Source organism: Humitalea rosea (assembly GCF_003253705.1).
Classification (GTDB): domain Bacteria; phylum Pseudomonadota; class Alphaproteobacteria; order Acetobacterales; family Acetobacteraceae; genus Humitalea; species Humitalea rosea.
In genome coordinates this window covers 55731-79122 of the sequence record NZ_QKYU01000012.1, presented here as the reverse complement: position 1 = coordinate 79122, position 23392 = coordinate 55731, and the positions used below count along the sequence as shown (strand labels likewise).

Annotated in this window: 19 protein-coding genes and 1 tRNA gene; 10 read left to right on the top strand and 10 right to left on the bottom strand. The window is 68.8% G+C overall.

The window, feature by feature from the left end; genetic code table 11:
• Positions 1-2: 2 nt before the first annotated feature.
• The 4 genes from C8P66_RS11865 to C8P66_RS11850 form a co-directional block, all read right to left on the bottom strand.
• Positions 3-2270, bottom strand: coding sequence for an NADP-dependent malic enzyme (locus C8P66_RS11865; protein WP_111398478.1), 2268 nt, complete (start codon positions 2268-2270; stop codon positions 3-5).
• Between the two features lie 74 nt (positions 2271-2344).
• Entirely contained in the window at positions 2345-2794 is a 450-nt protein-coding gene (locus C8P66_RS11860) for a TadE/TadG family type IV pilus assembly protein (protein ID WP_111398477.1), read from the bottom strand.
• Positions 2791-4098, bottom strand: a complete 1308-nt coding sequence (locus tag C8P66_RS11855; RefSeq protein WP_158537222.1) for a pilus assembly protein TadG-related protein — start codon at positions 4096-4098, stop codon at positions 2791-2793. The genes C8P66_RS11860 and C8P66_RS11855 overlap by 4 nt, the downstream gene beginning before the upstream one ends.
• Positions 4099-4375: 277 nt before the next feature.
• Positions 4376-4461: transfer RNA gene (locus tag C8P66_RS11850), tRNA-Leu, on the bottom strand.
• 23 nt (positions 4462-4484) lie between these two features.
• Here C8P66_RS11850 and lipB point away from each other — a divergent pair.
• The 6 genes from lipB to C8P66_RS11820 all read left to right on the top strand — a co-directional run bounded on the left by lipB (position 4485) and on the right by C8P66_RS11820 (position 12842).
• Complete coding sequence (lipB, locus tag C8P66_RS11845; RefSeq protein WP_408882092.1) at positions 4485-5144, top strand: lipoyl(octanoyl) transferase LipB; 660 nt, start codon at positions 4485-4487, stop codon at positions 5142-5144.
• Between the two features lie 62 nt (positions 5145-5206).
• The gene (locus C8P66_RS11840; RefSeq protein WP_111398474.1) at positions 5207-6334 is read left to right on the top strand and encodes an ABC transporter ATP-binding protein; all 1128 of its coding nucleotides are present in this window, start codon (positions 5207-5209) and stop codon (positions 6332-6334) included.
• Complete coding sequence (locus tag C8P66_RS11835; protein ID WP_111398473.1) at positions 6331-7614, top strand: ABC transporter substrate-binding protein; 1284 nt, start codon at positions 6331-6333, stop codon at positions 7612-7614. Before C8P66_RS11840 ends, C8P66_RS11835 begins: the two co-directional genes overlap by 4 nt.
• Before the next feature lie 10 nt (positions 7615-7624).
• Positions 7625-8500, top strand: coding sequence for a carbohydrate ABC transporter permease (locus tag C8P66_RS11830; protein ID WP_111398472.1), 876 nt, complete (start codon positions 7625-7627; stop codon positions 8498-8500).
• Positions 8497-9297 (top strand): carbohydrate ABC transporter permease, encoded by an 801-nt coding sequence (locus C8P66_RS11825; protein WP_111398471.1) that lies wholly within the window; start codon positions 8497-8499, stop codon positions 9295-9297. Before C8P66_RS11830 ends, C8P66_RS11825 begins: the two co-directional genes overlap by 4 nt.
• A gap of 275 nt (positions 9298-9572) precedes the next feature.
• Complete coding sequence (locus tag C8P66_RS11820; RefSeq protein WP_111398470.1) at positions 9573-12842, top strand: tetratricopeptide repeat protein; 3270 nt, start codon at positions 9573-9575, stop codon at positions 12840-12842.
• Between the two features lie 13 nt (positions 12843-12855).
• Here the strand turns inward: C8P66_RS11820 and acs are convergent, their stop codons facing one another.
• The 3 genes from acs to C8P66_RS11805 form a co-directional block, all read right to left on the bottom strand.
• Positions 12856-14787, bottom strand: a complete 1932-nt coding sequence (gene acs, locus C8P66_RS11815; protein ID WP_111398469.1) for an acetate--CoA ligase — start codon at positions 14785-14787, stop codon at positions 12856-12858.
• A gap of 75 nt (positions 14788-14862) precedes the next feature.
• The gene (locus tag C8P66_RS11810; RefSeq protein WP_245903472.1) at positions 14863-15786 is read right to left on the bottom strand and encodes an SAM-dependent methyltransferase; all 924 of its coding nucleotides are present in this window, start codon (positions 15784-15786) and stop codon (positions 14863-14865) included.
• The gene (locus tag C8P66_RS11805) at positions 15783-16136 is read right to left on the bottom strand and encodes a DUF423 domain-containing protein (RefSeq protein ID WP_111398468.1); all 354 of its coding nucleotides are present in this window, start codon (positions 16134-16136) and stop codon (positions 15783-15785) included. Before C8P66_RS11805 ends, C8P66_RS11810 begins: the two co-directional genes overlap by 4 nt.
• A 45-nt stretch (positions 16137-16181) precedes the next feature.
• On the opposite strand from C8P66_RS11805, the gene C8P66_RS11800 reads away from it, so the two are divergent.
• The gene (locus C8P66_RS11800) at positions 16182-16955 is read left to right on the top strand and encodes a 3'-5' exonuclease (RefSeq protein WP_111398467.1); all 774 of its coding nucleotides are present in this window, start codon (positions 16182-16184) and stop codon (positions 16953-16955) included.
• Here C8P66_RS11800 and C8P66_RS11795 read toward each other — a convergent pair.
• Together C8P66_RS11795 and C8P66_RS11790 are read right to left on the bottom strand one after the other, a co-directional pair.
• The gene (locus C8P66_RS11795; RefSeq protein ID WP_111398466.1) at positions 16935-17423 is read right to left on the bottom strand and encodes an RNA pyrophosphohydrolase; all 489 of its coding nucleotides are present in this window, start codon (positions 17421-17423) and stop codon (positions 16935-16937) included. The two genes, C8P66_RS11800 and C8P66_RS11795, sit on opposite strands and share 21 nt — an antisense overlap.
• Entirely contained in the window at positions 17413-18204 is a 792-nt protein-coding gene (locus C8P66_RS11790) for a class II aldolase/adducin family protein (RefSeq protein ID WP_211314123.1), read from the bottom strand. The genes C8P66_RS11795 and C8P66_RS11790 overlap by 11 nt, the downstream gene beginning before the upstream one ends.
• 120 nt (positions 18205-18324) lie before the next feature.
• Here C8P66_RS11790 and tcuA point away from each other — a divergent pair, with 120 nt between their 5' ends.
• From tcuA to C8P66_RS11775, 3 genes are read left to right on the top strand one after another with little or no spacing between them, the layout of a single operon-like run.
• On the top strand, positions 18325-19725 hold the full coding sequence (gene tcuA, locus C8P66_RS11785) for an FAD-dependent tricarballylate dehydrogenase TcuA (protein ID WP_111398554.1): 1401 nt from the start codon (positions 18325-18327) through the stop codon (positions 19723-19725).
• Positions 19712-20809, top strand: a complete 1098-nt coding sequence (gene tcuB, locus C8P66_RS11780) for a tricarballylate utilization 4Fe-4S protein TcuB (protein ID WP_111398465.1) — start codon at positions 19712-19714, stop codon at positions 20807-20809. Before tcuA ends, tcuB begins: the two co-directional genes overlap by 14 nt.
• Positions 20806-22005 carry an alpha-hydroxy acid oxidase gene (locus tag C8P66_RS11775; protein WP_111398464.1) on the top strand — a complete coding sequence of 400 codons (1200 nt, stop codon included), beginning with the start codon at positions 20806-20808 and terminating at the stop codon, positions 22003-22005. The genes tcuB and C8P66_RS11775 overlap by 4 nt, the downstream gene beginning before the upstream one ends.
• Positions 22006-22030: 25 nt before the next feature.
• On the opposite strand, the gene C8P66_RS11770 is transcribed toward C8P66_RS11775, so the two are convergent.
• Positions 22031-23368, bottom strand: a complete 1338-nt coding sequence (locus tag C8P66_RS11770; RefSeq protein ID WP_111398463.1) for an LLM class flavin-dependent oxidoreductase — start codon at positions 23366-23368, stop codon at positions 22031-22033.
• Positions 23369-23392: the final 24 nt, after the last annotated feature.

Here is a 23392-nt window from a genome sequence, read left to right as displayed (position 1 = left end):
GATCACCCCGCTGCCTGCGCCACAGCCAGCGCCGTTACATTGGCAATCCCGCGCGCCGTCACGCTCGGCACCAGCACATGGATGGATTTGCGCATCCCCAGCAGGATCGGGCCCACCAGCAGCCCGTCGCTGGCCGCCTTCAGCAGGTTCAGGCTGATGTTCGCCGCATCCAGCCCCGGCATCACCAGCAGGTTCGCGGTCTCGGTCAGGCGGCTGTCGGGCACCGCCTTGTCGCGGATCGCCTGGACCAGGGCGGCATCGGCGTGCATCTCGCCATCCACCTCCAGCTCCGGGGCGGCCGCGCGCAGAAGCTCCAGCGCCACCCGCATCTTCTTGGCCGAAGGCGCGCCCGAGGCCCCAAACGACGAATGCGACAGCAGCGCCGCCTTGGGCACCAGCCCGAAGCCGCGCACCGCCTGGGCCGCGAGCAGGGTCATCTCCGCGATCTGCTCGGCGGTCGGGTCCAGCACCAGATGCGTGTCCACGAAGAACAGGTGCCCCTGCGGCAGGATCAGCGCGGAGAGCGCATAGACCCGGCTGACGCCCTCGGCCTGGCCGATCACGTCATGCGCCTGGTACCAATGCCGCATCCAATCGCCGGTGCCGCCGCAGATCGCCGCATCCACCTGCCCGGTTTCCAGCAGCAGCGCCGCCGCAACCGTGGGGCGGGAGGCGACGGCGCGCTGCGCCGCATCGGGCGGAATGCCGCGCCGCCCGACCTTCTGGGCGTAGAGCTTGGCCAGCGGCCCAAACACCTCGGCATCCTGCGCCGGGTCCAGGATGCGGACGCTTTCCGAAAAATCCATCCGCAGCCCCATGGCGGCGGCATTGGCCTCGATCACCGCGCGGCGGCCGAGCAGCACCGGTTCGGCGATCCCCTCATCCAGCACGGTCTGCACGGCGCGCAGGGTCCGCTCATCCTCGCCCTCGCTGTAGCAGACGCGGCGGGGCTGGCGGCGGGCGGCCTCGAACACCGGGCGCATGAGGTTGCCGGAGCGGAAGACGAAGCGCTCCAGCTCGCTGCGATAGGCGGCGAAATCCTCGATCGGCTTGCGCGCGACGCCGGTCGCCGCCGCCGCACGGGCGACGGCGGGGGCGACCTCCAGGATCAGCCGGGGGTCGAAGGGCTTGGGGATGATGTAATCCGGCCCGAACACCGGGGCGTTGCCGCCATAGGCCGAGGCCACCGCCTCGGAGGCCTCCTTCCGCGCCAGGCCGGCGATGGCCTCGACGGCCGCGATCTTCATCGCCTCGTTGATCGTGGTCGCGCGCACGTCCAAGGCGCCCCGGAAGATGAAGGGGAAGCAGAGGACGTTGTTCACCTGGTTGGGATAGTCCGACCGGCCGGTCGCCACGATCGCATCGGGGCGGGCGGCGCGCACGGCTTCCGGCAGGATTTCCGGCTCGGGATTGGCCAGCGCCAGCACCAGCGGCTTCGGCGCCAGCAGGTGCAGCCATTCGGGCTTCAGCACCCGGGGCGCGGACAGGCCGAGGAAGATATCCGCACCGGGCAGCGCATCCTCCAGCGTGCGTTCATTGGTGGCGCGGGCGTATTTGGCCTTCCACGGGTCCATCAGCTCGGTGCGGCCCTCATAGACCACGCCCTTGATGTCGCAGACGGTCACATTCTCCCGCCGCAGCCCCATGCTGAGCAGCAGGTCGAGGCAGGCCAGCGCCGCCGCCCCGCCGCCGGTGTTGACCAGCTTCACATCGGCCAGGATCTTGCCTTGCAGCACCAGCCCGTTGACGATGGCGGCGGCGACGGTGATCGCGGTGCCGTGCTGGTCGTCGTGGAACACCGGGATCTTCATCCGGGCGCGCAGCTCGGCCTCGATGATGAAGCACTCGGGCGCCTTGATGTCTTCCAGGATGATGGCGCCGAAGGTCGGCTCCAGCGGGGCGACGACGTTGATGAATTTTTGGGGGTCGCGTTCCTCGACCTCGAGGTCGATGGAATCGATCCCCGCGAATTTCTTCATGAGGACGGCCTTGCCCTCCATCACCGGCTTGCTCGCCAGCGCGCCGATGGCACCGAGGCCGAGCACCGCCGTGCCATTGGTGATGACGGCGACGAGGTTGCCGCGGGTCGTGTAGTCCCACACCGCCTCGGGGTCGGCGACGATGGCATCGCAGGCGGCGGCGACACCGGGGGAATAGGCAAGCCCGAGGTCCCGCTGGGTCGCCATGCGCTTGGTCGGTTCCAGCGACAGCTTCCCGGGCCGCGGCAGGCGATGGTAGTCAAGCGCCGCCTTGCGGAAATCCTCGTCCATACTGGCCCCCTAGGTCGAGCGCCCAAGATGGGCGGCTATGGCGCCCAAGGCAACGTGCGGGGCGGCAGGGCTGCTCAGTGTACCCGCAGCTCCACATTGCCCCTTAGCGTGGCAAACTGCGGCAGCAGCGCCGCGCTGATCGGCGAGACGAAGGTATAGGGCTGGGTGACGGTGATCGAGACATATCCGATCGGCGCCTGCGTCACGCCGCCCGTGGTGCAGGTGCCGGTGACGCAGTTCGCGGCGGCGCCGTTGTCGCATTTGCAGACCATGGCGGTGGAGCCGACGGTGACCCCGCTCCAGCCCGAGAGCTGGTTCATCACCGTGCTGGTGATGCCGGTATTGTCCAGCGGCTTGGCGAAGGCATATTGCGCCCCGGCCCGCGCCGCCAGCTCCAGCCGCGTGGTCCGCCACATCGCATTGCCGATGTCGTACATCGTCACGAACAGCAGCAGCAGCACCGGCGCGACCAGCGCGAATTCGGTGGCGGCGATGCCTTTGCGGCCGAGGCGGATCATCTTCATTCCACCAGCCGCGCGATGCGCGCGGCGGGGATGTTGGTGCCGTAGTTGTGGCAGCCGGAGACATCGAAGCGGAAACTGCTGAGGTTGCCGATATCCACCGTCCCCGCGACCAGCGCCAGGCAATTGGCCGTGCTGCTGGAGCTGACATTGCCGATGCGGACATAGGAGCCGGGGAAGTAGATGCCGCCCGCGAGGTTGAAGGTCGAGACGCTCTGCAGGTTCAGGTTCGGCGCGCCCGAGGTGCCCATGGTGCCGCCGGTCGTGCGGTGGAACAGGATGCCGTTGTAATCCGCATCGCTGCTGTTGCTCGACGGCGCCGTGAGGTTGGCGGTCGACATGTTGCTGATGCTGAGATTGCCGGGCGAGGTCCCGCGGAAGATGAAGGTGCAGCCGTTGCAGGTGAAGCTGGTGATGCTGCCGACCGTCAGCGACGCATTCTGGAAGACATAGGTCCCGGGGGTGAAGGTGACGGCCGAGGTGTTGGAGACGTTGACCGGGCCGCAATAGGCCTTGTTGGTTCCGGTCGGCGCGATCGGCCCATTCACGTTGAGCTGCGCGGTGTTCAGGCAGGAGGCGCCGGTCGCGGTCGTATAGGGCTTGGTATCCAGGCTCGCATACGGGTTGGTCAGCGGGGGGGCGTGTTCCTGGTAGCCCTCGGTGAAGCTCCAGCGGGTGTTGCTGCACCCGGAGCAGGTGCCGAGGCTCATCACCGCCCGCGCCACCACCGTCGAATTCGACTGCGGGATGGACACCGAGGCGCCCGCCGCATTGGAGCCGATGGCGCAGCCCGGCGCCTGGAAGGAGCTGGAGTTCTGGATCGTCAGCGGCCCGGTGAGCGAGAGGATGCAGGCCGGCGTCGTCGCCTGCAGCACCGACACGGCCCGCGCATTCACCTGCAACTGCCCATTGGTGACGAAGGGGCGGGCCAGGTTGAAGTGATAGGGCTTGGCGATCAGCACCTCGAAGGCATTGCTATTGCCGACGAGGCTACCTGTGGTCGGCGGGTTGCGGACCGTGACCATCGCCGCATTCAGCCCGTTGCGGACCGAAACCTCCGATGCCGCGCCGAGCGCCGCCGGGCGACCGCGGAACTGGTAGGCCGAGGCCGCCGCCATCGCCGCGACATCGGCGCTGTTCTGCGCGTCGCGGGAGGCGAGGTAGTAGCCGCTGCCCTCCGTCGCCAAGCCGGCCATCGCGATCAGCGCGGTGCCGCTGACCGCGAACAGCGCGGCCGTGGCGCCGCGCCGGCTCCGCAGGGCCGCGACGGCGCGCGGCGGCAGGCGCCGGGCCAGGGCGGCCTTCACCTTGCCTAGCTTTCCAGCGGCGAGCAGCAGGTATGGGTTAAGGAAATTGTGCGACATCAGCGGACATATATGTGTCGCGCCGGTAAAAATTGCCACCGGAAGTTGTATTTGGCCGTTCATAGCTGGATGAGCGGGCTGGATGAGCCGGCCCGGCCGATTCGCGGATCAGCGATGCGGGAAGCGGGCCGTCCGGCCATGGCCATCGACGGAAAACGGTGCCACCACGCTTGGCGGGCCACCGTTTCCGGGCAGGCCCCGATACTCAGAGGTAAAGTACTGGTGCGGTCGAGAAGATTCGAACTTCCACAGGGTTGCCCCTACCAGCACCTCAAGCTGGCGCGTCTACCATTCCGCCACGACCGCAGAGGCCGGGGACTTATCCTATGATGCGCGCGGGTTCAACTGGCCCTGCGTGGATAACCGCACCGGGGCTGCTGCCATATCCGCAGGCGCTGGCGGCGATGGCCGCGCGGGTGGCCGGACTCCGGGCCGGGACGGCCTGCGACCTCGTCTGGCTGGTCGAACACCCCCCCACCTACACCAGCGGCACCTCCGCCACGCCCGAGGGCATGCTGGACCCCCGATTCCCGGTGTTCGCCGCCGGGCGGGGCGGGCAATGGACCTATCACGGCCCCGGCCAGCGCACCGCCTATGTGATGCTGGACCTGACGCGGGAGGATCGCGCGATCCCGCCGCGCGACATCCGCGCCTATGTCCATGCGCTGGAGGGCTGGGTCATCACCGCCTTGGCCAGCCTCGGCGTGACCGCGGAGCGGCGGGAGGGGCGGATCGGCCTCTGGGTCGATCGCGGCGGCGGGCGGGAGGACAAGGTCGCGGCGATCGGCGTGCGGGTGACCCGCTGGGTCGCCTGGCATGGAGTCGCGGTGAATCTGGCGCCGGACCTCGGGCATTTCTCGGGCATCGTGCCCTGCGGGATCAGCCAGCATGGGGTGACCAGCCTCGCCGACCTGGGCATCACGGCGGATATGCCGGCGCTGGATGCGGCGCTGCGCGATGCCTGGGGCAAGGTCTTCGGGACGGGTTGATGTCACGCATCTGAAACCCTGTTGTCATCGGAGCGACGTGCTGCCCGGTTAAGGCGGCGCGCATGATTTCGACGCAGCAGGACAGCAGGGGCGCCATTCGCCTGGATGGGGTCGCCAAGAGCTTTGGCTCTACCCGGGCCTTGGCCGATGTGACGCTTTCGGCCCCCGCCGGCACCTTCCTCGTCCTGCTCGGCCCCTCCGGCTGCGGCAAATCGACCTTGCTGCGGGTGATGGCGGGGCTGGAGGCGCCGGCCGCCGGGCGGCTGTTCCTCGGCGGGCGGGATGTCGCGGGGCTGCCGCCGGCGGCGCGCGGCATCGCCATGGTGTTCCAGTCCTACGCGCTGTTCCCGCATCTCTCCGTCGCCGAGAACATCGTCTTTGGCCTGCGCGCGCGCGGCACCGCGCGGGGCGAGCGTGAGGCCCGGCTGGCGCGTGCGGCGGACATGCTGGGCCTTGGCGCCCTGCTGGCCCGCCGGCCGAGCCAGCTCTCCGGCGGGCAGCAGCAGCGCGTGGCGCTGGCCCGCGCGGTGGTGGCCGAGGCGCCGATCTGCCTGATGGATGAACCGCTCTCCAACCTCGACGCCAAGCTGCGCGCCGAGATGCGGCGCGAGATTCGCGCGCTGCAACAGCGGCTCGGCCTGACCATGGTCTATGTCACCCACGATCAGGCCGAGGCCATGAGCATGGCCGACCAGGTCGTGCTGATGCGCGAGGGCCGGATCGAACAGGACGCCACCCCGGCCGAACTCTACGCCCGCCCCGCCACGGTCTTCGCGGCCTCCTTCATCGGCACGCCGCCGATGTCGCTGCTGCGGCTGGAGGCAGGGCAGGGCGGTGCCGTCATCGCCGGCCTGCCCGGCCATGCGGTGGCCCCGGCCGAGGCGGCGGGCGGCCTGCTCGGCGTGCGGCCGGAGGAGGTGGTGCCGACCGATGGCCACGGCCTGCCGGCGGCGGTGCTGGCGGTGGAATTTTTGGGCGCGGAGACGGTGCTGAGCTGCGCCCTCGGCACCGCCGGGCAGATGGTGCAGGCCCGGGTGCCCGGGCACCACGCGATGGCCGCGGGCACTCCGCTGCGGCTGCGGCTGCCGCCGCCCCAGCATCTTTTCGACGCCGCGACCGGCCGGCGCCTGCCGGATTTTTTCCGCGCGGCCCAGCAAAGCCTTCACCCCGAGAGGATCGACACGCCATGAGCCTGACCCGCCGCACCGCCTTGGCCACCCTGGCCAGCGCGCCCTTCCTGGCCGCACCTGCCGTGCAGGCCCAGGCGCCGGTCGAGATCACCTTCAACTACCCGGTCGCGGTGGGTGGTCCGATCACCAAGCTGATCGACGGCTATGCCGAGGCCTTCAGCCGCGAAAACCCGGGCATCCGCATCAAGCCGGTCTATGCCGGCTCCTACCAGGACACGCTGACCAAGACGCTGACCTCGATGCGCGGCGGCGATGCGCCGCAGATGGCCTGCCTGCTGGCCGTGGACATCTTCACCCTGATCGACGAGGAGGCGATCGTCGCCTGGGACGACCTGCCCGGCAGCGACGCCCCCTGGCTCGACAGCTTCTACCCGAGCTTTCTGGAAAACAGCCGCACCGCGGGCAAGACCTGGGGCATCCCGTTCCAGCGTTCGACCATCGTGCAGTTCTGGAACAAGGAAGCGTTCAGCGCCGCCGGCCTCGACGCCGACAAGGCGCCGCAGGACTGGGCCGAACAGCTCGCCTTCGCCCAAAAACTGACGAAGCGCGAGGGTGGCCAGGTGACGCAGTGGGGCCTCCAGATCCCCTCCTCCGGCTTTCCCTATTGGCTGTTCCAGGCGCTGACCACGCAGAACGACGTGCGGCTGATGAATGCCGAGGGCACCCGCGTCGCCTACAGCGATCCCAAGGTCGCCGAGGCGCTGCAATACTGGATGGACCTGTCGCAGAAGCACATGGTGCACCCGCCGGGCATCGTCGAATGGGGCACCACCCCGCGCGACTTCTTCGAGCGCAAGACGGCGATCATGTGGACCACGACGGGCAACCTCACCAACGTGCGCCGCAACGCGCCCTTCCCCTTCGGTGTCGCCAAGCTGCCGGCCGGCCGCCGTCGCGGCAGCCCGACCGGCGGTGGCAACCTCTATGTGTTCAAATCCGCGAGCCCGGCGCAGCGCGAGGCGGCGGCGAAATTCGCCCGTTTCCTGACCACGCCGGACCGCGCGGCGAATTGGGGCATCGAGACGGGGTATGTCGCCGTCACCCCGGCCGCCTGGGAGACTTCGGCGATGCGCGCCTATGTCGCCGATTTCCCCGCCGCGGCCGAGGCGCGCGACCAGTTGCCTGATGCCGTCGCCGAACTCTCGACGCATGAGAACCAGCGCGTGACCAAGGCGCTGAACGATCAGCTTCAGGCGGCGCTGACGGGGCGCAAGGCGGCGGTGCCGGCGATGGCCGATGCCCAGGCCGAGGCGACCCGCATCCTGCGTCCCTATAACTGACGCAACCGCGATGAAGGACCGCACGACCCTGCACGCCTGGCTCATGTTGAGCCCGGCGCTGCTGTTGCTGGTGGCCTTCACGCATTACCCGGCCGTCGCCACGCTGTGGCACGCGCTGTTCTCGACGCCGCGGGCCAACCGGCCCGCGCGCTTCGTGGGGCTCGACAACTTCCGCTTTCTCGCCGAGGACCCGATCTTCTGGCAGGCGCTGTGGAACAACCTTGTTTATGCAGTAGCGACGATCCCGATCTCGGTCGGGCTCGCGCTGCTGATGGCGCTTTGGGTGAACGGCAAGCTCAAGGGCCGCACCGCGCTGCGCATGGCCTATTTCACGCCGACCGTGCTGCCGATGATCGCGGTGGCGAACCTCTGGCTGTTCTTCTTCACGCCTGACTACGGGCTGCTGGATCGCGCGACGCAATTCCTCTTCGGCTGGGGGCCGACCAACTGGCTCGGCTCGCACGAGACCGCGCTGGGCGCGATGATCGTTGTCGCCGTCTGGAAGGAAGCCGGCTTCTTCATGATCTTCTACCTCGCGGCACTCCAGGCGATCCCGCCGGTGCTGCTGGAGGCCGCGGCCGTCGAAGGCGCCTCGCGCGCACGAATTCTGTGGCGCGTGGTGCTGCCGCTGCTGGGGCCGACCACGCTGTTCATCCTGGTCAATGCCGTGATCAACGCCTTCCGTCTGGTGGACCACATCATCGTCATGACGCGCGGCGGGCCGGACAATGCGACCGCATTGCTGCTGACATATATCTACGAACTCGGGTTTCGCTTCTGGGATACCGCCTCGGCTTCGGCGATGACCGTGGTGCTGCTGGCGATCCTGGCGACGGTCGCCGCCGTGCAGTTCCTGGTGGTCGAACGCCGGACGCATTACCAATGAGCCGCACGCTGGAAACCCTGGCGGCCTGGCTGCTCGGCCTGCTCTGGATCGCGCCGCTGGCCTATGCGCTTTGGGCCGCGGTGCATCCGTCGATGTATGCGACGCGGTTCGATCTGCTGGCGCCGCTGACCTTCGACAATTTCACCGCGGCCTGGGCGGCGGCACCGTTCGGGCGCTACTTCCTCAACACCTTCCTGCTGGTGACGAGCGTGCTCGCGGCGCAGTTGGTGCTCTGCACGCTGGCGGGCTTCGCCTTCGCCCGCGCGAAGTTTCCCGGCAGCGGGCTGCTGTTCGGGCTGGTGCTGCTGCAACTCATGATCCTGCCCGATGTGCTGCTGGTCGAGAACTACCGCACCATGCGCGCGCTGGGGCTGGTGGACACGATCCTGGCGATCGGGCTGCCCTACATGGCCTCGGCCTTCGGCATCTTCCTGTTGCGGCAGACCTTCAAGCAGGTGCCGAAGGAACTGGATGATGCCGCCCGCGTCGAGGGCTGCGGCACCTTCCGCATCCTGATGCGGGTCTATGTGCCCTTGGCGCGGCCGACCTATCTGGCCTACGGGTTGACCTCGGTGTCGTTCCACTGGAACAACTTTCTTTGGCCGCTGGTCATCACCAACACGGTGGAGACGCGCCCGCTGACGGTGGGGCTGTCGGTCTTCGCCTCCACCGATCAGGGCATCGACTGGTCCATCATCAGCGCGGCCACGCTGATGACCTCGGCACCGCTGCTGCTCGGCTTCCTGCTGTTCCAGCGGCAGTTCGTGCAGTCGTTCATGCGCGCGGGAATTCGCTAGACTCGTGCCGGCGCGAACACAGCTGCGCGAGCCGTCGACAATCAGGCGCTTCATTGGAACAGGATTTGCTTTACAAGAGCCGGCACAGCCTTATTGCGCCCGGTGCAAAATGGGATGTCACCGGCTGCCATAAAAGGGCCGGCAACGTGCCGCATTCGAGTGCTATCCAGTTCGGAGAATTGTTTCAAATGTCATCCAATACCGACATTGTCCCCCTCCGCATTGCCGATGAGGCATTTTTGGTGGCGTCCACAATCGAGCGCTGCCCGAAAACAATGATGTTGCGTGAATTGGTGGTGAATGCGCTGGAAGCAGCCACCTCCGCGACCGATACCGCACCATTCGTACAAATTTCGTCCAGCCGCATTGGCGGCACGCCCAAGCTGAGCATCTGGAACACCGGCCGCGGGCTCTCCCCCGAGGAGCTGCTGCAGATGTCGGACCTGTCGTCGTCGCTCTTCAAGACCCAGGCGCTGGATGGCAACTTCGGCATGGGCGCGAAGGTCGCCTCGCTGTCCTCCAACAAGCTGGGCCTGCGCTACCGCTCCTGCCGCCATGGCTTGGTCGCGCAGATCATTCTTGGCCAGCGTGGCGGCGTCTATGGCCGGCTGCTGCAGGCCGCGGCCGAGGGCGAAGCCGCCGAGGTGCTGGATGTCACCGAGGAGTGCCGGGCCGAGGGCCGCCGCCGGCTCGACCACGACTGGACCGAGGTGGTGCTGCTCGGCAATGCCGAGGAGCAGAACACCATCCTCTCGCCCTATGGCGACGATCCGGCGGTGCCGCGCGACTGGCTGATGCAGGCGCTGAGCCGGCGCTTCTTCCGCCTGCCCCGGGGCGTCACGCTCCAGGTGGACCGCGCCGTTGCCGGCAGCCCCCAGACCGTCCTGTTCGATCCCCCGCTCGGCGCGAAGCAGTTCGACCGCTTCGAACGCGTCCCGGTGGAGGAGGGGATCGTGATCCACTATTGCTACCGCGGGACGGCCTCGCCGCCGCTGTCGCTGCCGGTGAACCCGGTCGGGCTCGGCGCGGTGCTCTCGAACGGCGAGGTCTATGCCATGGTCGAGGGGCGGCGCTGGGCGCTGGAATCGCCGGCCTACGGCTTCACCTTCGCCTCCCGCCTCTGCACCGTCCTGGTCGAGCTGCCGCCCGATTTCGGGGTGCGGCCGGAGGTCTACCGCCAGTTCCTGCGCTTCCGCGACGGCGACCAGCGCCAGGTGCAGTTCGGCGACTTCGGCGATCTGGTGCGCATGAATATCCCGCCCTGGCTGAAGAGCATCATCGGCGCGCTGCAGCCGGACTCGGAAGACTATCTGCTGGAGATCAAGGCCGATCTGCAGCAGCTGATGCTCCAGCTCGGCGTCGCCGATCTGGTGCCGCAGATACGGGGCCTGCGCGGCGCGCGGAATGAGCCCAAGCCCGACGACGCCAAGCCCGAGGTGGCCAAGCCGGATGAGGCCAAGGCCGCCCCTGCCGCCAAGCCTCCCGCCCCCCGGCCGCCGGCGCCGCCGCGCCTCAATTTGCCGACCCCGCCCGAGATCATCACCGTCGAGGATGACGACGAGCTGGCCGAGCGCGGCCTGGCCGGGCGCGCCGCGCGCTACTACCAGCTGTCGCGGCAGATGTTCGTCAATATCCGCTACGCGGCCTTTGCCCGGCTGGCGGCGGAGCTGGCCACCGAATTCGGCGCCGCGGCCGATACCGGCACGATCGATCAGCTCTCGCACCACGTCGCCGAATGGACGCTGATCCGCCGCCTGACGCGCGCCGTCATCTTCGGCCTGGGCAAGCCGAAGCTGGGCTGGACGCGGGAGGAGCTGGCCGGGGTGCAGACGCCGGAAGCCCTGAGCCTGATGGTCGACGACTACGAGCTGCTGCTGCCCGCCGCACGCCAGCGGATGGCCCGTCTGCTCGGCATCGAGCCGGCCGGCGGCTATGGCGCGGCCGGCATTGGCGACATCAACCCGCAGGCGGTCGCGGCCGAACGCATCGCCGCCGACCGGGCCGAGGCGGAGGCCGCGCTGCAGCGGGCGAAGGCCGCGAATGTCGGCAAGCTGGCGCCCTTCTACCTGCGGCTGGCCAGCATCGACTCCCGCCGCGGCGACCTGGTGGCGGCGGAAGCGATGCTGAGCCTCGCCCTTGCCGACGATCCCGAAAACTATCGCGCCCATCTCGACCTGGCCAAACTGCAGATGACGAAGGGCGATTTCGGTCGCGCCGCCACCTCGGCCGAGGCGGCCCTGGCCCGGACCACCCCGGTGTCGCGGACCTCGGCCCTGCGCATGCTGGTGAGGATCGAGAGCCGCCGCGGCAATATCGCGGTCGCGAACGGCCTGTTGCGGGAAGCGATCGCGGCCACGCCGGACGATCCGTGGCTCTACTTCGATCTCGCCGGGCTGCGGCTGGAGGAAGGCGCGTTGGCCGAGGCCGGTGAAGCCGCCGAGGCCGCGATTGCCCGCAATACGAGCACGTTTCCCCATTTCCACATCCAGTTGAGCACCATCGAGGCCCGGCGCAACAATCCCGGTCGTGCCGTGGAAATGGCCGAGCAGGCCATCGCTTTCGCGCCCGAGGATCCGGGGCCGCATCTGCATCTGGCGGGGCTGCGCATGGCACAGGGTGACCTGGGCGCCGCCGCGGAAGCCGCGCGGATCGGGCACAGCCTGACCACGGTGGCCCCAGGCGGCGTCCTGCGCCGCCGGGCCCATATCGAGACGCGCCGCAAGGACTTTGCGGCCGCGCAGCAGCTCCTGGTCCAGGCGCTGAGCGTCGATCCCGATGATGCGACCACGCTGTTCGATCTGGCGGGCGCGCGGCTGGCGATGAACGATCTGGACGGCGCGGCGGAGGCCTGCGAGGCGGCCCTGGAGCGCAGCAGCGGTCCTAGCCGCATCACCTACCTGCTGCGCCTTTCGGGCATCGAGACGCGCCGGCGGAATATCGACGCCGCCCAGCGCGCGCTGCAGGAGGCGATTGTCAGCGCACCTGAAAATCCCTGGCCCCATTACGAGCTCGCCGGCCTGCGGATCGGCGAGGGCGATCTGGAGGGAGCCGCCGAGGCCGCGGAGGCCGCGATCGCCCGGGGCGTGGGCAACACATCCCGCCTGCTGCGCCGCCTGAGCACCATCGAGGCACGGCGCGGCAATCCTGCCCGGGCGGGCGCGTTGCTGGAACAGGTGCTGGCGGATTGGCCGGAGGATGTCGGAACCTACCTCGACCTGTCTCACCTTCGCATCACCGAGGGCAGGCTGGACGAGGCTGCGGCCGCCATCGAGGGCGCGATTGCCTGCAGCCCGGTGCCGGATGCGGCGCTGCTGCGGCGACGCGGCCATATCGAGTCGCGCCGGCGGGACTTCGCCGCGGCGCGGGGTTGGCTCGATCAGGCGCTGGCGCTCGACCCGCTGGACCCGAGGACGCACACCGACCTGTCCAACCTGTTTATGGCGATGGGCGACCTCGATGCCGCGCGGGCCGCGGCGGCCCGGGCGGTCGAACTGGCGCGGGGCGACAGCCCGGCCGCGATGCCGAAGCCGGCCGAAGCCGCCTGACGGGCGGCTTCGGCTACCCGACCCGGTTGTCCACCAGGTCGGTCACCACCGTCGGATCGGCGAGCGTGCTGGTATCGCCGATCCCATCGACCTCATTCGCCGCGATCTTGCGCAGGATGCGGCGCATGATCTTGCCCGAACGGGTCTTGGGCAGGCCGGGCGCCCATTGGATCGCATCCGGCGTCGCAATCGGCCCGATCTCCTTGCGGACCCAGGCGATCAACTCCTTCTTCAAGGCGTCGGTCGGCTCGATCCCGGTCTTGAGCGTGACATAGGCGTAGATGCCCTGGCCCTTGATGTCATGCGGCATGCCGACGACGGCGGCCTCGGCGACCTTTGTATGGGCGACCAGCGCGCTTTCGATCTCGGCGGTGCCCATGCGGTGGCCTGCGACATTGATCACGTCATCCACGCGGCCGGTGATCCAGTAATAGCCATCGGCATCCCGCCGGGCGCCGTCGCCGGTGAAGTACATGCCCGGAAAGGTGCTGAAATAGGTCTGCACGAAGCGGGCATGGTCGCCATAGACCGTCCGCATCATGCCGGGCCAGGCGTCCAGCAGGACGAGGTTGCCCTCGGCCGCGCCCTCCATCAGCTTGCCTTCGCCATCGACCAGCGCCGGCAGCACGCCTGGCAGCGGCAGGGTCGCCGATCCCGGTTTTTGGGCCACCGCCCCAGGCAAGGGCGAGATCAGGATGCCGCCGGTCTCGGTCTGCCACCAGGTGTCCACCACCGGGCAGCGCTCGTCGCCGACCACGCGGTAATACCAGAGCCAGGCCTCCGGGTTGATCGGCTCGCCGACCGATCCCAGGATCCGCAGCGAGGCGCGGCTGTGCTTGCGCACCGGGGCCTCGCCCTCGCGCATCAGGGAGCGGATCGCGGTGGGGGCGGTGTAGAAGATATTGACCTTGTGCTTGTCCACCACCTGCCAGAACCGCCCGACATCGGGGTAGTTCGGCACGCCTTCGAACATCAGCGTGGTCGCGCCATTGGCCAGCGGCCCATAGACGATATAGGTATGCCCCGTGACCCAGCCGACATCCGCAGTGCACCAGTAAACCTCACCAGGGCGGTAGTCGAACACCAGCTCATGCGTGTAGCTGGCCCAGACCATGTAGCCGCCGGTGGTGTGCAGCACGCCCTTCGGCTTGCCGGTGCTGCCGCTGGTATAGAGGATGAACAGCGGGTCCTCGGCGTTCATCGGCTCCGGCATGCATTCGGCGGGCTGGCTGTCGCAGACATCGGACCACCAGTAATCCCGGCCATCCTGCATCTCGACGGCGCCGCCGGTGTTGCGGGCGACGATGACCGAGGTGATGGTCGGGCAGGACTTCAGCGCCTCATCCGCATTGGCCTTCAGCGCGACCTTGCGGCCGCCGCGGCGGCCCTCGTCGGCGGTGAGCAGGATGGTGCTCTCGCTTTCCTGGATGCGGGTCGCGAGGCTGTCCGGCGAAAACCCGCCGAAGACGATGGAATGCACCGCGCCGACGCGGGCGCAGGCGAGCATGGCGACCGCGGCCTCCACGATCATCGGCAGATAGATCGTGACCCGGTCGCCCTTCTTCACGCCCTGGGCGCGCAGCGCATTGGCCAGCCGGCAGACCCGGGCGTGCAATTCGCGATAGGTGATCTTGGCATCGCTGGCGGGGTCATCGCCCTCCCAGATGATCGCCACCTGGTCGCCGCGGGTCGCGAGATGCCGGTCCAGGCAGGAGACCGAGGCGTTCAGCACCCCATCCGCATACCAGCGGATATGGACGTCGCCGGTGAAATCCACGTCCTTGATCTGGGTCGGGGTGGTCATCCACGCGATGCGCCCGGCCTCTCGGCGCCAGAAGCCATTGGGATCGGCGATGGCTTCGGCCGTCATCGCGGCGTGCCGGGCCGCATCGACATGCGTGCCGGCAGCGACGGCCGGCTTCACGGCGATCAGATCGTCTGACATCGCAACTTTCCCCCCAAGGCATTCAAGGCATTGGCGGGATTCCGCACGCGAGGGGGCGCCGCGTCAACATGGGCGTCACCCAAGGCGGGTGAACATCGCCTCATGCTTGTTATGCGCGCCGTGGAAAATCACCGCTCCAGGGATCGCCGCGAAGGCATCCAGGGCCGCGAAATCGGTTTCACCCTGGAATTTGATGGTGCAGACGATATTTCGCGCGGTTCCGGCGGCGATCCAGGCCTGCACCAGGGTCAGCAATCGCTCCGGGTAACAAATGATGTCGCTGAACAACCAATCCACCGGCGGCTCGGTGCGCGGGTCGAGGCCAAAGGCGCTTTCCTGCCGTTCGCTGACCCCGGGCATGGCGGCGATCTGGTGGTCCAGCGGCGCCTTGTCCACCGCCACCACGCGCGCGCCGAGCTTGGCCAGCGCCCAGGTCCAGCCGCCGGGGGAGGCGCCGAGGTCGAGGCAGCTTTCGCCCACCATCGGCCAGCGGCCGATCCGGGTCAGCGCTTCCCACAGTTTCAGATAGGCGCGGGAGGGCGGGCCGAGCCGGTCCTCGACGAAGACCACCTCCCCGTTCACGAAGGGGCTGGTCTTGGTCGGGCTGGCCAGCAGCCGGTCGGTCGCGAGCAGGGTCCAGCCGCCGAGATGCCCCGTGGGCGCGGCTTCGGGGAAGGTCAGCGGCCGGGCCTTCACCGGCGGCAGCGCCTCATGGATCAGCGCGGCGCGGCGGTGGTGCAGCAGCGGATACAGCGCCCAGTTACGCTGCATGCCGCGCAGGGCCATCGCCGCGGTCTTGATGCTGGCGATGGGGATGTCCACCGGATCGGTCCAGACCTCCAGCGCCCAGATGGAGGCCATCGGCGGCTCGGGCGAAAGTGCCAGGCGCCCATGCCAGGCGGTGATGGTGCGGCCGCGCCGCGCGAGTTCCTCGGCCAGCGGCTGCTCGTAGCCGGTGGCGGCGAGGTAGGCCGCGCCGATCATCGCCGCCCCCATCATCGCCGCCACGCGGCGAGGCCGAAGGCGACCCAGCCGGCCATCAGCAGCATCCCGCCGATCGGCGCGATGCGCCCGGCCGACTCGCCGGTCAGCGCGCCATACCAGACCGCGCCGCAGAACATCGCCATCCCGACCGCGAAGGCGAGGCCGGCGAAGCTCACCGCCCGCCCCACCCGCCGTTCGGCCAGGAACCCCACCGCCAGCAGCGCCAGCGCGTGCCAGCCCTGCATGTTCAGGGCCTGGCCGACGGCCGGGCGCGCGGCCTCGGCCAGCCCATGCGCGGCATAGGCCGACAAGCCAACGGCCGAGAGGCCCGCGAGGGCGCCCAGCAAGAACCAGATGCGTGACATGGACACCCCATAGGGCAGCGGCGCGGGGCGTGCCAGTTTGCCGCCATGGATCGCCTCTGCGTGTTCGACTTCGAGACCGTGCCGGACCTCGCCGCCGCGCGGCGCCTGCTGGACCCGGCGGGCGCGCTGGATGACGCGGCGCTGCGCGAGGCGCTGGATGCGCGCTACGCCCGCGCAGGCGCAGCGCCGGGCTCCGCCTTCGTGAAGGCGCCGCTGCATCGCGTGGTTTGCATCGGGCTGCTGATGGTGGAGCGCGACGACCCGGAAGGCCCGTTCCGCCCCGCCCGCTTCTCCGTCCGCCATACCGGGGACATGCCGGAGGCCGAACTGCTGCGCCGCTTCATCGCGGGCTTGCGGGAGCGGCCGGTGCTGGTCGGCTTCAACACGCGGGGCTTTGACCTGCCGGTGCTGCGCTGGCGCTGCATGGCGCTGGGGCTGCCGGCGCCGGCGGTGTTCCAGGGCGACCACTACACGCGGCGGTATTCGCCGCGGCATCTGGATCTATGCGACCTGCTGGCGGATTTCGGCGCCAGCCCCCGCCCGTCGCTGGCCGAGGCCGCGGCCGTGGTCGGCGCCTCGGCCAAGCCCGAGGGGATGGATGGGTTGCAGGTGGAGGGGCGGGTCGCGGCCGGCGACTGGGCGGGGATCGCCGCCTATTGCGGCTCGGATGTGCTGGCGCTGTATCGGGTGTTCCTGGCCTGGGCGGTCGCCTGCGGCGGGCTTTCCGCCGCGGATGCCGAAACCTCGGCCGAGCTGCTGCATGATCTGCCGGAAGCGAACGACCCGCCGCTCGCCGCCCTACTCGGCCGCGAGGGGTGAGAACTCTTCCGCCACCCGCTCATAGATCGGCCGCTTGAAGCCCGCCGCCATGGCCGGGGTCTCGGCCAGCTTCACCCAGGCCCAGGCGTCGAACTCGGCCGGGGTCTCGGCATCCAGCTTGATGTCGGCATCCTCGCCCAAAAACCGCAGCGCGAACCATTTCTGGGTCTGGCCGCGCCATTTGCCCTTCCAGGCCACGCCCACCAGCGCCGGTGGCAGGTCGTAGCTCAGCCAGCCCGGCACCTCGCCGATGATCTCGGCACGGTCGGTGCCGATCTCCTCCGCCAGCTCACGCAAGATGGCGGCGCGGGGGTCCTCGCCCTTGTCCAGCCCGCCTTGCGGGAATTGCCAGGCCCCGGCGCCCTGGTCGGTATGGTCCCGGGGGGCGCGCCGGCCCACGAAGACGAGGCCGGCGCGGTTGAACAACACCGCCCCGACATTGGGGCGGTAGGGCAGTTCAGGTGGCATAGGAGGGATCGACCCGGTCGAGCTGGCGCAGCAGCGCCGGCCATTCCTGCACGCCATAGGGGCGGCGGGTCTTGGGCTGGTAGTTGTTGTAGGTCGCCTCGACGACTTCGGGCTTGGCATGGCGCAGCGGGGTGTTGCAGGCCATGGCGGCAAGCTGCGCCTTGCAGGACAGTTCCAGCCGGTGCATCGCGTTGAACGCCTCGGGGATCGTGTGGCCCACGGTCAGCAGCCCGTGATTGTACAGGATCATCGCGTTGCAGTCGCCAAGGTCGGCGACCAGCTGCGCCTGCATCTCCAGGTCCAGCACCACGCCCGCGTAATCATGATAGGCGATCTTCGCGAAACGCATGGCGGTCTGGGTCAGCGGCAGCAGCCCGATCTCCAGCGAGGAGACGGCCATGCCCGGCCAGGTATGGGTGTGGATCACGCAGGCCAGATCGTGCTTGGCCTGGTGCACGGCGCTGTGGATCACGAAGCCCGCGCGGTTCACGCCGAAGTCGAAGCCACCGAAGTCGGTCTTGTCCACGATCCGGCCGGTGTGGTCGATCTTGATGAGGGAGGAGGCGGTGATCTCCTCATACATCATGCCATAGGGGTTGATGAGGAAGGTGTCCTCGCCCGGGCAGCGGACGGACACATGGTTGGCACCCATGTCGGCCATGCCATACAGCGCGAGCAGGCGGTAGCAGGCCGCGAGGTCGATCCGCGCCTGCCATTCGGCGGGGGTGACCTTCTCCTTCATCGAGGCGATGGAAAGGACGGGGGTGGGGCGGTCGAGCATGGCGGCGTCTCCGGTTTCCCCAAGAATGCCACGCCGCATCGGGCATCGCCAAGCCTGGGGATGGCGGCTTGTGAAACTTGACGGCATGTTGTGACAGCAAGGGGAGACCGTATGGCGGAAATGATCGCGACCGATCGGGTCTATGATGTCTTGGTGGTCGGTGGCGGCAATGCGGCACTCTCGGCGGCGATCACGGCCCGCCAGGCGGGCGCCAGCGTGCTGTTGCTGGAACATGCGCCGCGCGACATGCGCGGCGGCAACAGCCGCCACACCCGCAACCTGCGCGCGCTGCATCCGCAGCCGACCCAGGTGCTGACTGAGTCCTACCTGGAAGACGAATACTGGGACGATCTGCTGCGCGTCACCGCCGGCAAGACCGATGAGAGCATGGCGCGTGCGACCATCCGTGCCTCGGAGCACGCGCCGGGCTTCCTCGCCTCTTGCGGCGTCGTGTTCCAGCCCTCGCTGAGCGGGACCTTGAGCCTGTCGCGCACCAACGCCTTCTTCCTCGGCGGCGGCAAGGCGCTGGTGAATGCGATGTATGCGACGGCGCAGCGCCTGGGCGTCGAGGTGTTCTACGATACCGAGGTGCAGTCCCTGCTGCTGGAGGATGGCTTCGTCCGCGGCGCCGAGGTGTCGTGCCGCGGCTGGCCGCAGACGGTGCGGGCCAAGGCGGTGGTGGTCTCCTCCGGCGGGTTCCAGGCCAATGTCGCCTGGCTGAAGGAATATTGGGGCGAGGCCGCCGACAATTTCCAGATCCGCGGCACCCCCTATGCGCAAGGCCGCGTGCTGAAGGACCTTCTGGCCCGCGGCGCCGCCCCGGTCGGCGACCCCACCCAGTTCCATGCCGTCGCCAATGACGCCCGCGCGCCGCAATTCGACGGCGGGCTGGCGATGCGGCTCGATTGCGTGCCCTTCAGCGTCGTCGTCGATCGCGACGGCAACCGTTTTTACGATGAGGGCGAGGATGTCTGGCCCAAGCGCTACGCCATCTGGGGCCGGCTGATCGCGCAGCAGCCGGGGCAGGTCGCCTTCGCGATGACCGACAGCAAGGCGGTGAAGAATTTTTTGCCGTCCGTCTTCCCGCCGTTGAAGGCGGATACGATCGAGGGTCTCGCCGTCGCCATGGGGCTCGACCCCACGCGCGCCGCCGAGACGGTGCGCGCCTTCAACGCCTCGGTGGTCCCGGGCGGTACCTTCCAGGGCATGGTGCTGGACGACTGCCGGACCGAGGGGCTGACCCCGCCCAAAAGCCATTGGGCGCGGCTGATCGACACGCCCCCCTTCTACGGCTTCCCGCTCAGGCCAGGGATCACCTTCACCTACCTCGGGCTGAAGGTGGACCATCAGGCGCGGGTGCAGATGGCGGACGGCAAGCCCTCGGTGAACCTCTTCGCCTCGGGCGAGGTGATGGCCGGCAATATCCTGGGCCAGGGCTATCTGGCCGGCTTCGGCATGACCATCGGAACAGTGTTTGGCCGTCTGGCCGGCGAGGGAGCAGCCAAGTATGCGCGAAACTGAAGCGGTCGGCGAAGCCCGGCGGCAGATGGCGGTTTGCAACGCCTGCCGCTACTGCGAGGGCTATTGCGCCGTCTTCCCGGCGATGGCGCTGCGGCGGGATTTTTCGGCGGGCGACCTCTCCTACCTCGCGAACCTCTGCCATGGCTGCAAGGGCTGCTACCACGCCTGCCAATACGCGCCGCCGCATGCCTTCGGCGTCAATGTGCCGGAGACCTTCGCCCGGCTGCGGCAGGACTCCTACGCCGACTACGCCTGGCCGCAGCCGATGGGCGCGGTGTTCCAGCGCAACGGCACCATCGTCTCGCTGGTCGCGGCCTTGTCGGTGATCGTGCTGCTGCTGGGGACCATGGCCTGGAAGGACCCGGCGGTCTTCTATGGCCAGCACTCCGGCCCCGGCGCCTTCTACCGCATCATCCCCTGGGGGCTGATGGCGGCGATCGCGGGCTTGAGCTTCGTCTTCGCGCTGGTCGCCATGGGCGTCGGCGTCGCCAAATTCTGGAAGGACACCGGGGGCGGCAGCCCCGCCCCCGCGCCGATCGCCGAAGGCACCATCGACATCCTGACCCTGGCCAACCTCGGCGGCGGCGGGCATGGCTGCAACGACATCGGCGAACGCTTCAGCCAGGGCAAGCGGCACCTGCATCATGCGTTGTTCTACGGCTTCGGGCTCTGCTTCGCCGCGACCAGCGTGGCCACGATCTACGATCACTTCCTCGGCTGGCAGGCGCCCTATGGCTTCTGGAGCCTGCCGGTGCTGCTCGGCACTCTGGGCGGGATCGGGATGGTGATCGGGGCCACCGGCCTCACCTGGATGAAAATCGTCGCCGATCCGGGGCCCATCGCGAAATCGGTGCTCGGCGGCGAATACGCGCTGCTGATGCTGCTGTGGATGGTGGCGATGACCGGGCTGGTGCTGCTGGGATTGCGGCACACCGGGGCGATGGGGGTGCTGCTGGTGATCCACCTCGGCTTCGTCTTGGCCTTCTTCCTGGTGCTGCCCTACAGCAAGATGGTGCATGGCGCCTATCGCGGCGCGGCGCTGATCCGAAACGCGATGGAAAAGCGGCAGGCGAAGACGGCATGAGCAACACCGGTCCCTTCGCCGCCTCGCGGCCGCCGGCGACGCGCGGGCGCCTCGGCAAGATCCTGTCGCTGGAGGATTTCGAGGAGGCGGCGCGCCGGCATCTGCCGCGCCCGATCTTCGGCTATATCCAGGGCGGCACCGAGACGGATTCCTCCGTCCGCGCCAACCGCGCCTCCTTCGCCGCCCATGCCTTCGTGCCGCGGGTGCTGGTGGATACCGGGGCGCGGTCGGGTGCGACGATGCTGATGGGCCAGGCCTGCGCCCAGCCCTTCGGCATCTCGCCGATGGGGGCCAGCGCGCTCGCGGCCTATCGCGGCGACATGGTGCTGACGGAGGCCGCGCGCGACGCCGGCATCCCGATGATCGTCTCCGGCGCTTCGCTGATACGCATGGAGGATCTCGTCGCCGCCAATCCGGATGCCTGGTTCCAGGCCTATCTGCCCGGCGAGGAGGACCGCATCCTGCCGGTCGTGGACCGCGCCGCCGCCGCCGGCTTCAAGACGCTGGTGCTGACCGCCGATACCGCGGTGCTGCCGAACCGCGAGAACAATGTCCGCAGCGGTTTCTCCATGCCGTTGAAGCCGACGCCGCGCCTGGCCTGGGACAGTGCGATCCGTCCGCGCTGGCTGCTCGGCACCTTCGCCCGCACGCTGATGACCCATGGCATGCCGCATATCGAGAACATGGATGCGGTGCGCGGCGTGCCGCTGGTCTCGCGCAATTTCGTCCGCGCCCTGGGTGCGCGCGACCGGCTGACTTGGGCGCATTTCGCGATGATGCGGCGGCGCTGGCCGGGCAAGATCGTGGTCAAGGGCATCCTGGCCGCCGAGGACGCCCGCCGCGCGGCGGATGAGGGCGCGGATGGCATCATCGTCTCCAACCATGGCGGGCGGCAGCTCGATTTCTCGGTGGCCCCGTTGCAGGTGCTGCCCGAGATCGTCGCCGCCGCCGGGGAGATGCCGGTGATGCTGGATGGCGGCGTCCGGCGCGGGACGGATGTGCTGAAGGCGCTGGCGCTGGGCGCGAAATTCGTCTGGGTCGGGCGGCCGATGATCTATGCCGCCGCCATCGGCGGCCAGCCTGGGGTGGCCCATGCCATCAGCCTGCTGGCCGAGGAAGTCCGGCGCGGCATGGCACTGCTGGGGGCGCCGACCTTGGATGACCTCGGGCCGCATTTGTTGCGCCCGGCGGTGTGAGACCTTCGCGCGCGGTCGGAGGCGATTACTCTCCCGCGCTCTCCATCTGCGTCGCGTAGCGGCTTGCCGGCCGCGCGAGGCCGAGATTGTCGCGCAGCATCGTCCCCTCGTAGTCCCGGCGGAACAGCCCGCGTTCCTGCAGGATCGGCACGACCTGATCGACGAAGGCGTCGAACTGGCCCGGGAAGAAGGGCGGCATGATGTTGAAGCCGTCGGCCGCGCCCTCGCGGAACCAAAGCTCCATTGTGTCCGCCACCTGCACCGGCGTGCCGACCACCATCAGATGGCCGCGCGCGGCAGCGACGCGGTAGCAGAGGTCACGCAGCGTCAGCCCCTCACGTCGCGCCATTTCCAACAGCAGCAGGGCGCGGCTCTTGAGGTGGTCGCTCTCCGGCAGGTCCGGCACCGGCCCGTCGAGGTCGAAGCGGGACATGTCGGTCCCCAGCCGGTCGGAGAGCACGGTATTGGCCTGCTTCATGTCCAAGTTTCGGTTCAGCTCGGCGAAGAGCGCCTTGGCCTCCGCCTCATCCCGCCCGATGACCGGCATGAAGCCGGGCATGATCTTCAGCGACTCCTCGCGTCGCCCGTGCTGCGCAAGCTGCGCCTTCAGGCCGCGATAGAAGTCCTGCGCGTCGCCCAGGCTGTTCTGGGCGGTGAACACCACCTCGGCTGTGCGGGCGGCAAGCGCCTGGCCCGTCGCGGAACTGCCGGCCTGGATGATCACCGGATGGCCCTGGGGGCAGCGCGGGAGGTTCAGCCCGCCCGTGACGGTGAAATATTTGCCGTGGAAGTCGGGGGCATGCAGCGAACCCGGCCGCACGAAGGTGCCACGCACCTTGTCCATGACGAAGGCGTCGTCGTCCCAGGAATCCCAGAGCTGGAAGCAGGCCTCGACGAATTCTTCGGCGATCGCATAGCGGTCGGCATGCGACGGGTGCTGGCGGCCGAAGACCGCGCCATTCTTCGGATAGGAGGTGGTGACGACATTCCAGGCGGCCCGCCCGCCGGACAGATGGTCCAGCGAGGAGAAGGCGCGGGCAATGTGGTACGGCTCGGAATAGGTCGTCGAGGCGGTGGCGGCGAGGCCCAGATGCGTCGTGTGGGCCGAGAGCACCGAGAGCACCGTCAGCGGCTCGAACTTGCCGATCGAGGAGGGGTGCTCCGCGTAGCCCGTCGCGAAATTATCGGCGAGGAAGAACATGTCGAATTTTCCGCGCTCGGCCGCCGTGGCGATGTGCCGCATCAGCGCGAGGTCGGGCCCGCCAGGGATGGCCTCCGGATGGCGCCAGCCGGCGACGTGATGCCCGGCGGCCTGCACGAAGACGCCCAGCCGCAACTGTCGATCCGAAACCCCTGCACTCATGGCTGCGGCACCCTTGGTTTGCGA

What these genes read in the sequence shown, in the direction of transcription:
- tcuA (WP_111398554.1), top strand. Translation starts at nt 18,325, where the DNA reads ATGATCGCGACCGATCGGGTCTATGATGTCTTGGTGGTCGGTGGCGGC.
- C8P66_RS11805 (WP_111398468.1), bottom strand. Translation starts at nt 16,136, where the DNA reads ATGTCACGCATCTGGTTCTTGCTGGGCGCCCTCGCGGGCCTCTCGGCC.
- tcuB (WP_111398465.1), top strand. Translation starts at nt 19,712, where the DNA reads ATGCGCGAAACTGAAGCGGTCGGCGAAGCCCGGCGGCAGATGGCGGTT.
- C8P66_RS11835 (WP_111398473.1), top strand. Translation starts at nt 6,331, where the DNA reads ATGAGCCTGACCCGCCGCACCGCCTTGGCCACCCTGGCCAGCGCGCCC.
- C8P66_RS11790 (WP_211314123.1), bottom strand. Translation starts at nt 18,204, where the DNA reads ATGCTCGACCGCCCCACCCCCGTCCTTTCCATCGCCTCGATGAAGGAG.
- C8P66_RS11810 (WP_245903472.1), bottom strand. Translation starts at nt 15,786, where the DNA reads ATGATGGGGGCGGCGATGATCGGCGCGGCCTACCTCGCCGCCACCGGC.
- C8P66_RS11770 (WP_111398463.1), bottom strand. Translation starts at nt 23,368, where the DNA reads ATGAGTGCAGGGGTTTCGGATCGACAGTTGCGGCTGGGCGTCTTCGTG.
- C8P66_RS11860 (WP_111398477.1), bottom strand. Translation starts at nt 2,794, where the DNA reads ATGAAGATGATCCGCCTCGGCCGCAAAGGCATCGCCGCCACCGAATTC.
- C8P66_RS11830 (WP_111398472.1), top strand. Translation starts at nt 7,625, where the DNA reads ATGAAGGACCGCACGACCCTGCACGCCTGGCTCATGTTGAGCCCGGCG.
- acs (WP_111398469.1), bottom strand. Translation starts at nt 14,787, where the DNA reads ATGTCAGACGATCTGATCGCCGTGAAGCCGGCCGTCGCTGCCGGCACG.
- C8P66_RS11865 (WP_111398478.1), bottom strand. Translation starts at nt 2,270, where the DNA reads ATGGACGAGGATTTCCGCAAGGCGGCGCTTGACTACCATCGCCTGCCG.
- C8P66_RS11820 (WP_111398470.1), top strand. Translation starts at nt 9,573, where the DNA reads ATGATGTTGCGTGAATTGGTGGTGAATGCGCTGGAAGCAGCCACCTCC.
- C8P66_RS11795 (WP_111398466.1), bottom strand. Translation starts at nt 17,423, where the DNA reads ATGCCACCTGAACTGCCCTACCGCCCCAATGTCGGGGCGGTGTTGTTC.
- C8P66_RS11800 (WP_111398467.1), top strand. Translation starts at nt 16,182, where the DNA reads ATGGATCGCCTCTGCGTGTTCGACTTCGAGACCGTGCCGGACCTCGCC.
- C8P66_RS11825 (WP_111398471.1), top strand. Translation starts at nt 8,497, where the DNA reads ATGAGCCGCACGCTGGAAACCCTGGCGGCCTGGCTGCTCGGCCTGCTC.
- lipB (WP_408882092.1), top strand. Translation starts at nt 4,485, where the DNA reads ATGCGCGCGGGTTCAACTGGCCCTGCGTGGATAACCGCACCGGGGCTG.
- C8P66_RS11775 (WP_111398464.1), top strand. Translation starts at nt 20,806, where the DNA reads ATGAGCAACACCGGTCCCTTCGCCGCCTCGCGGCCGCCGGCGACGCGC.
- C8P66_RS11840 (WP_111398474.1), top strand. Translation starts at nt 5,207, where the DNA reads ATGATTTCGACGCAGCAGGACAGCAGGGGCGCCATTCGCCTGGATGGG.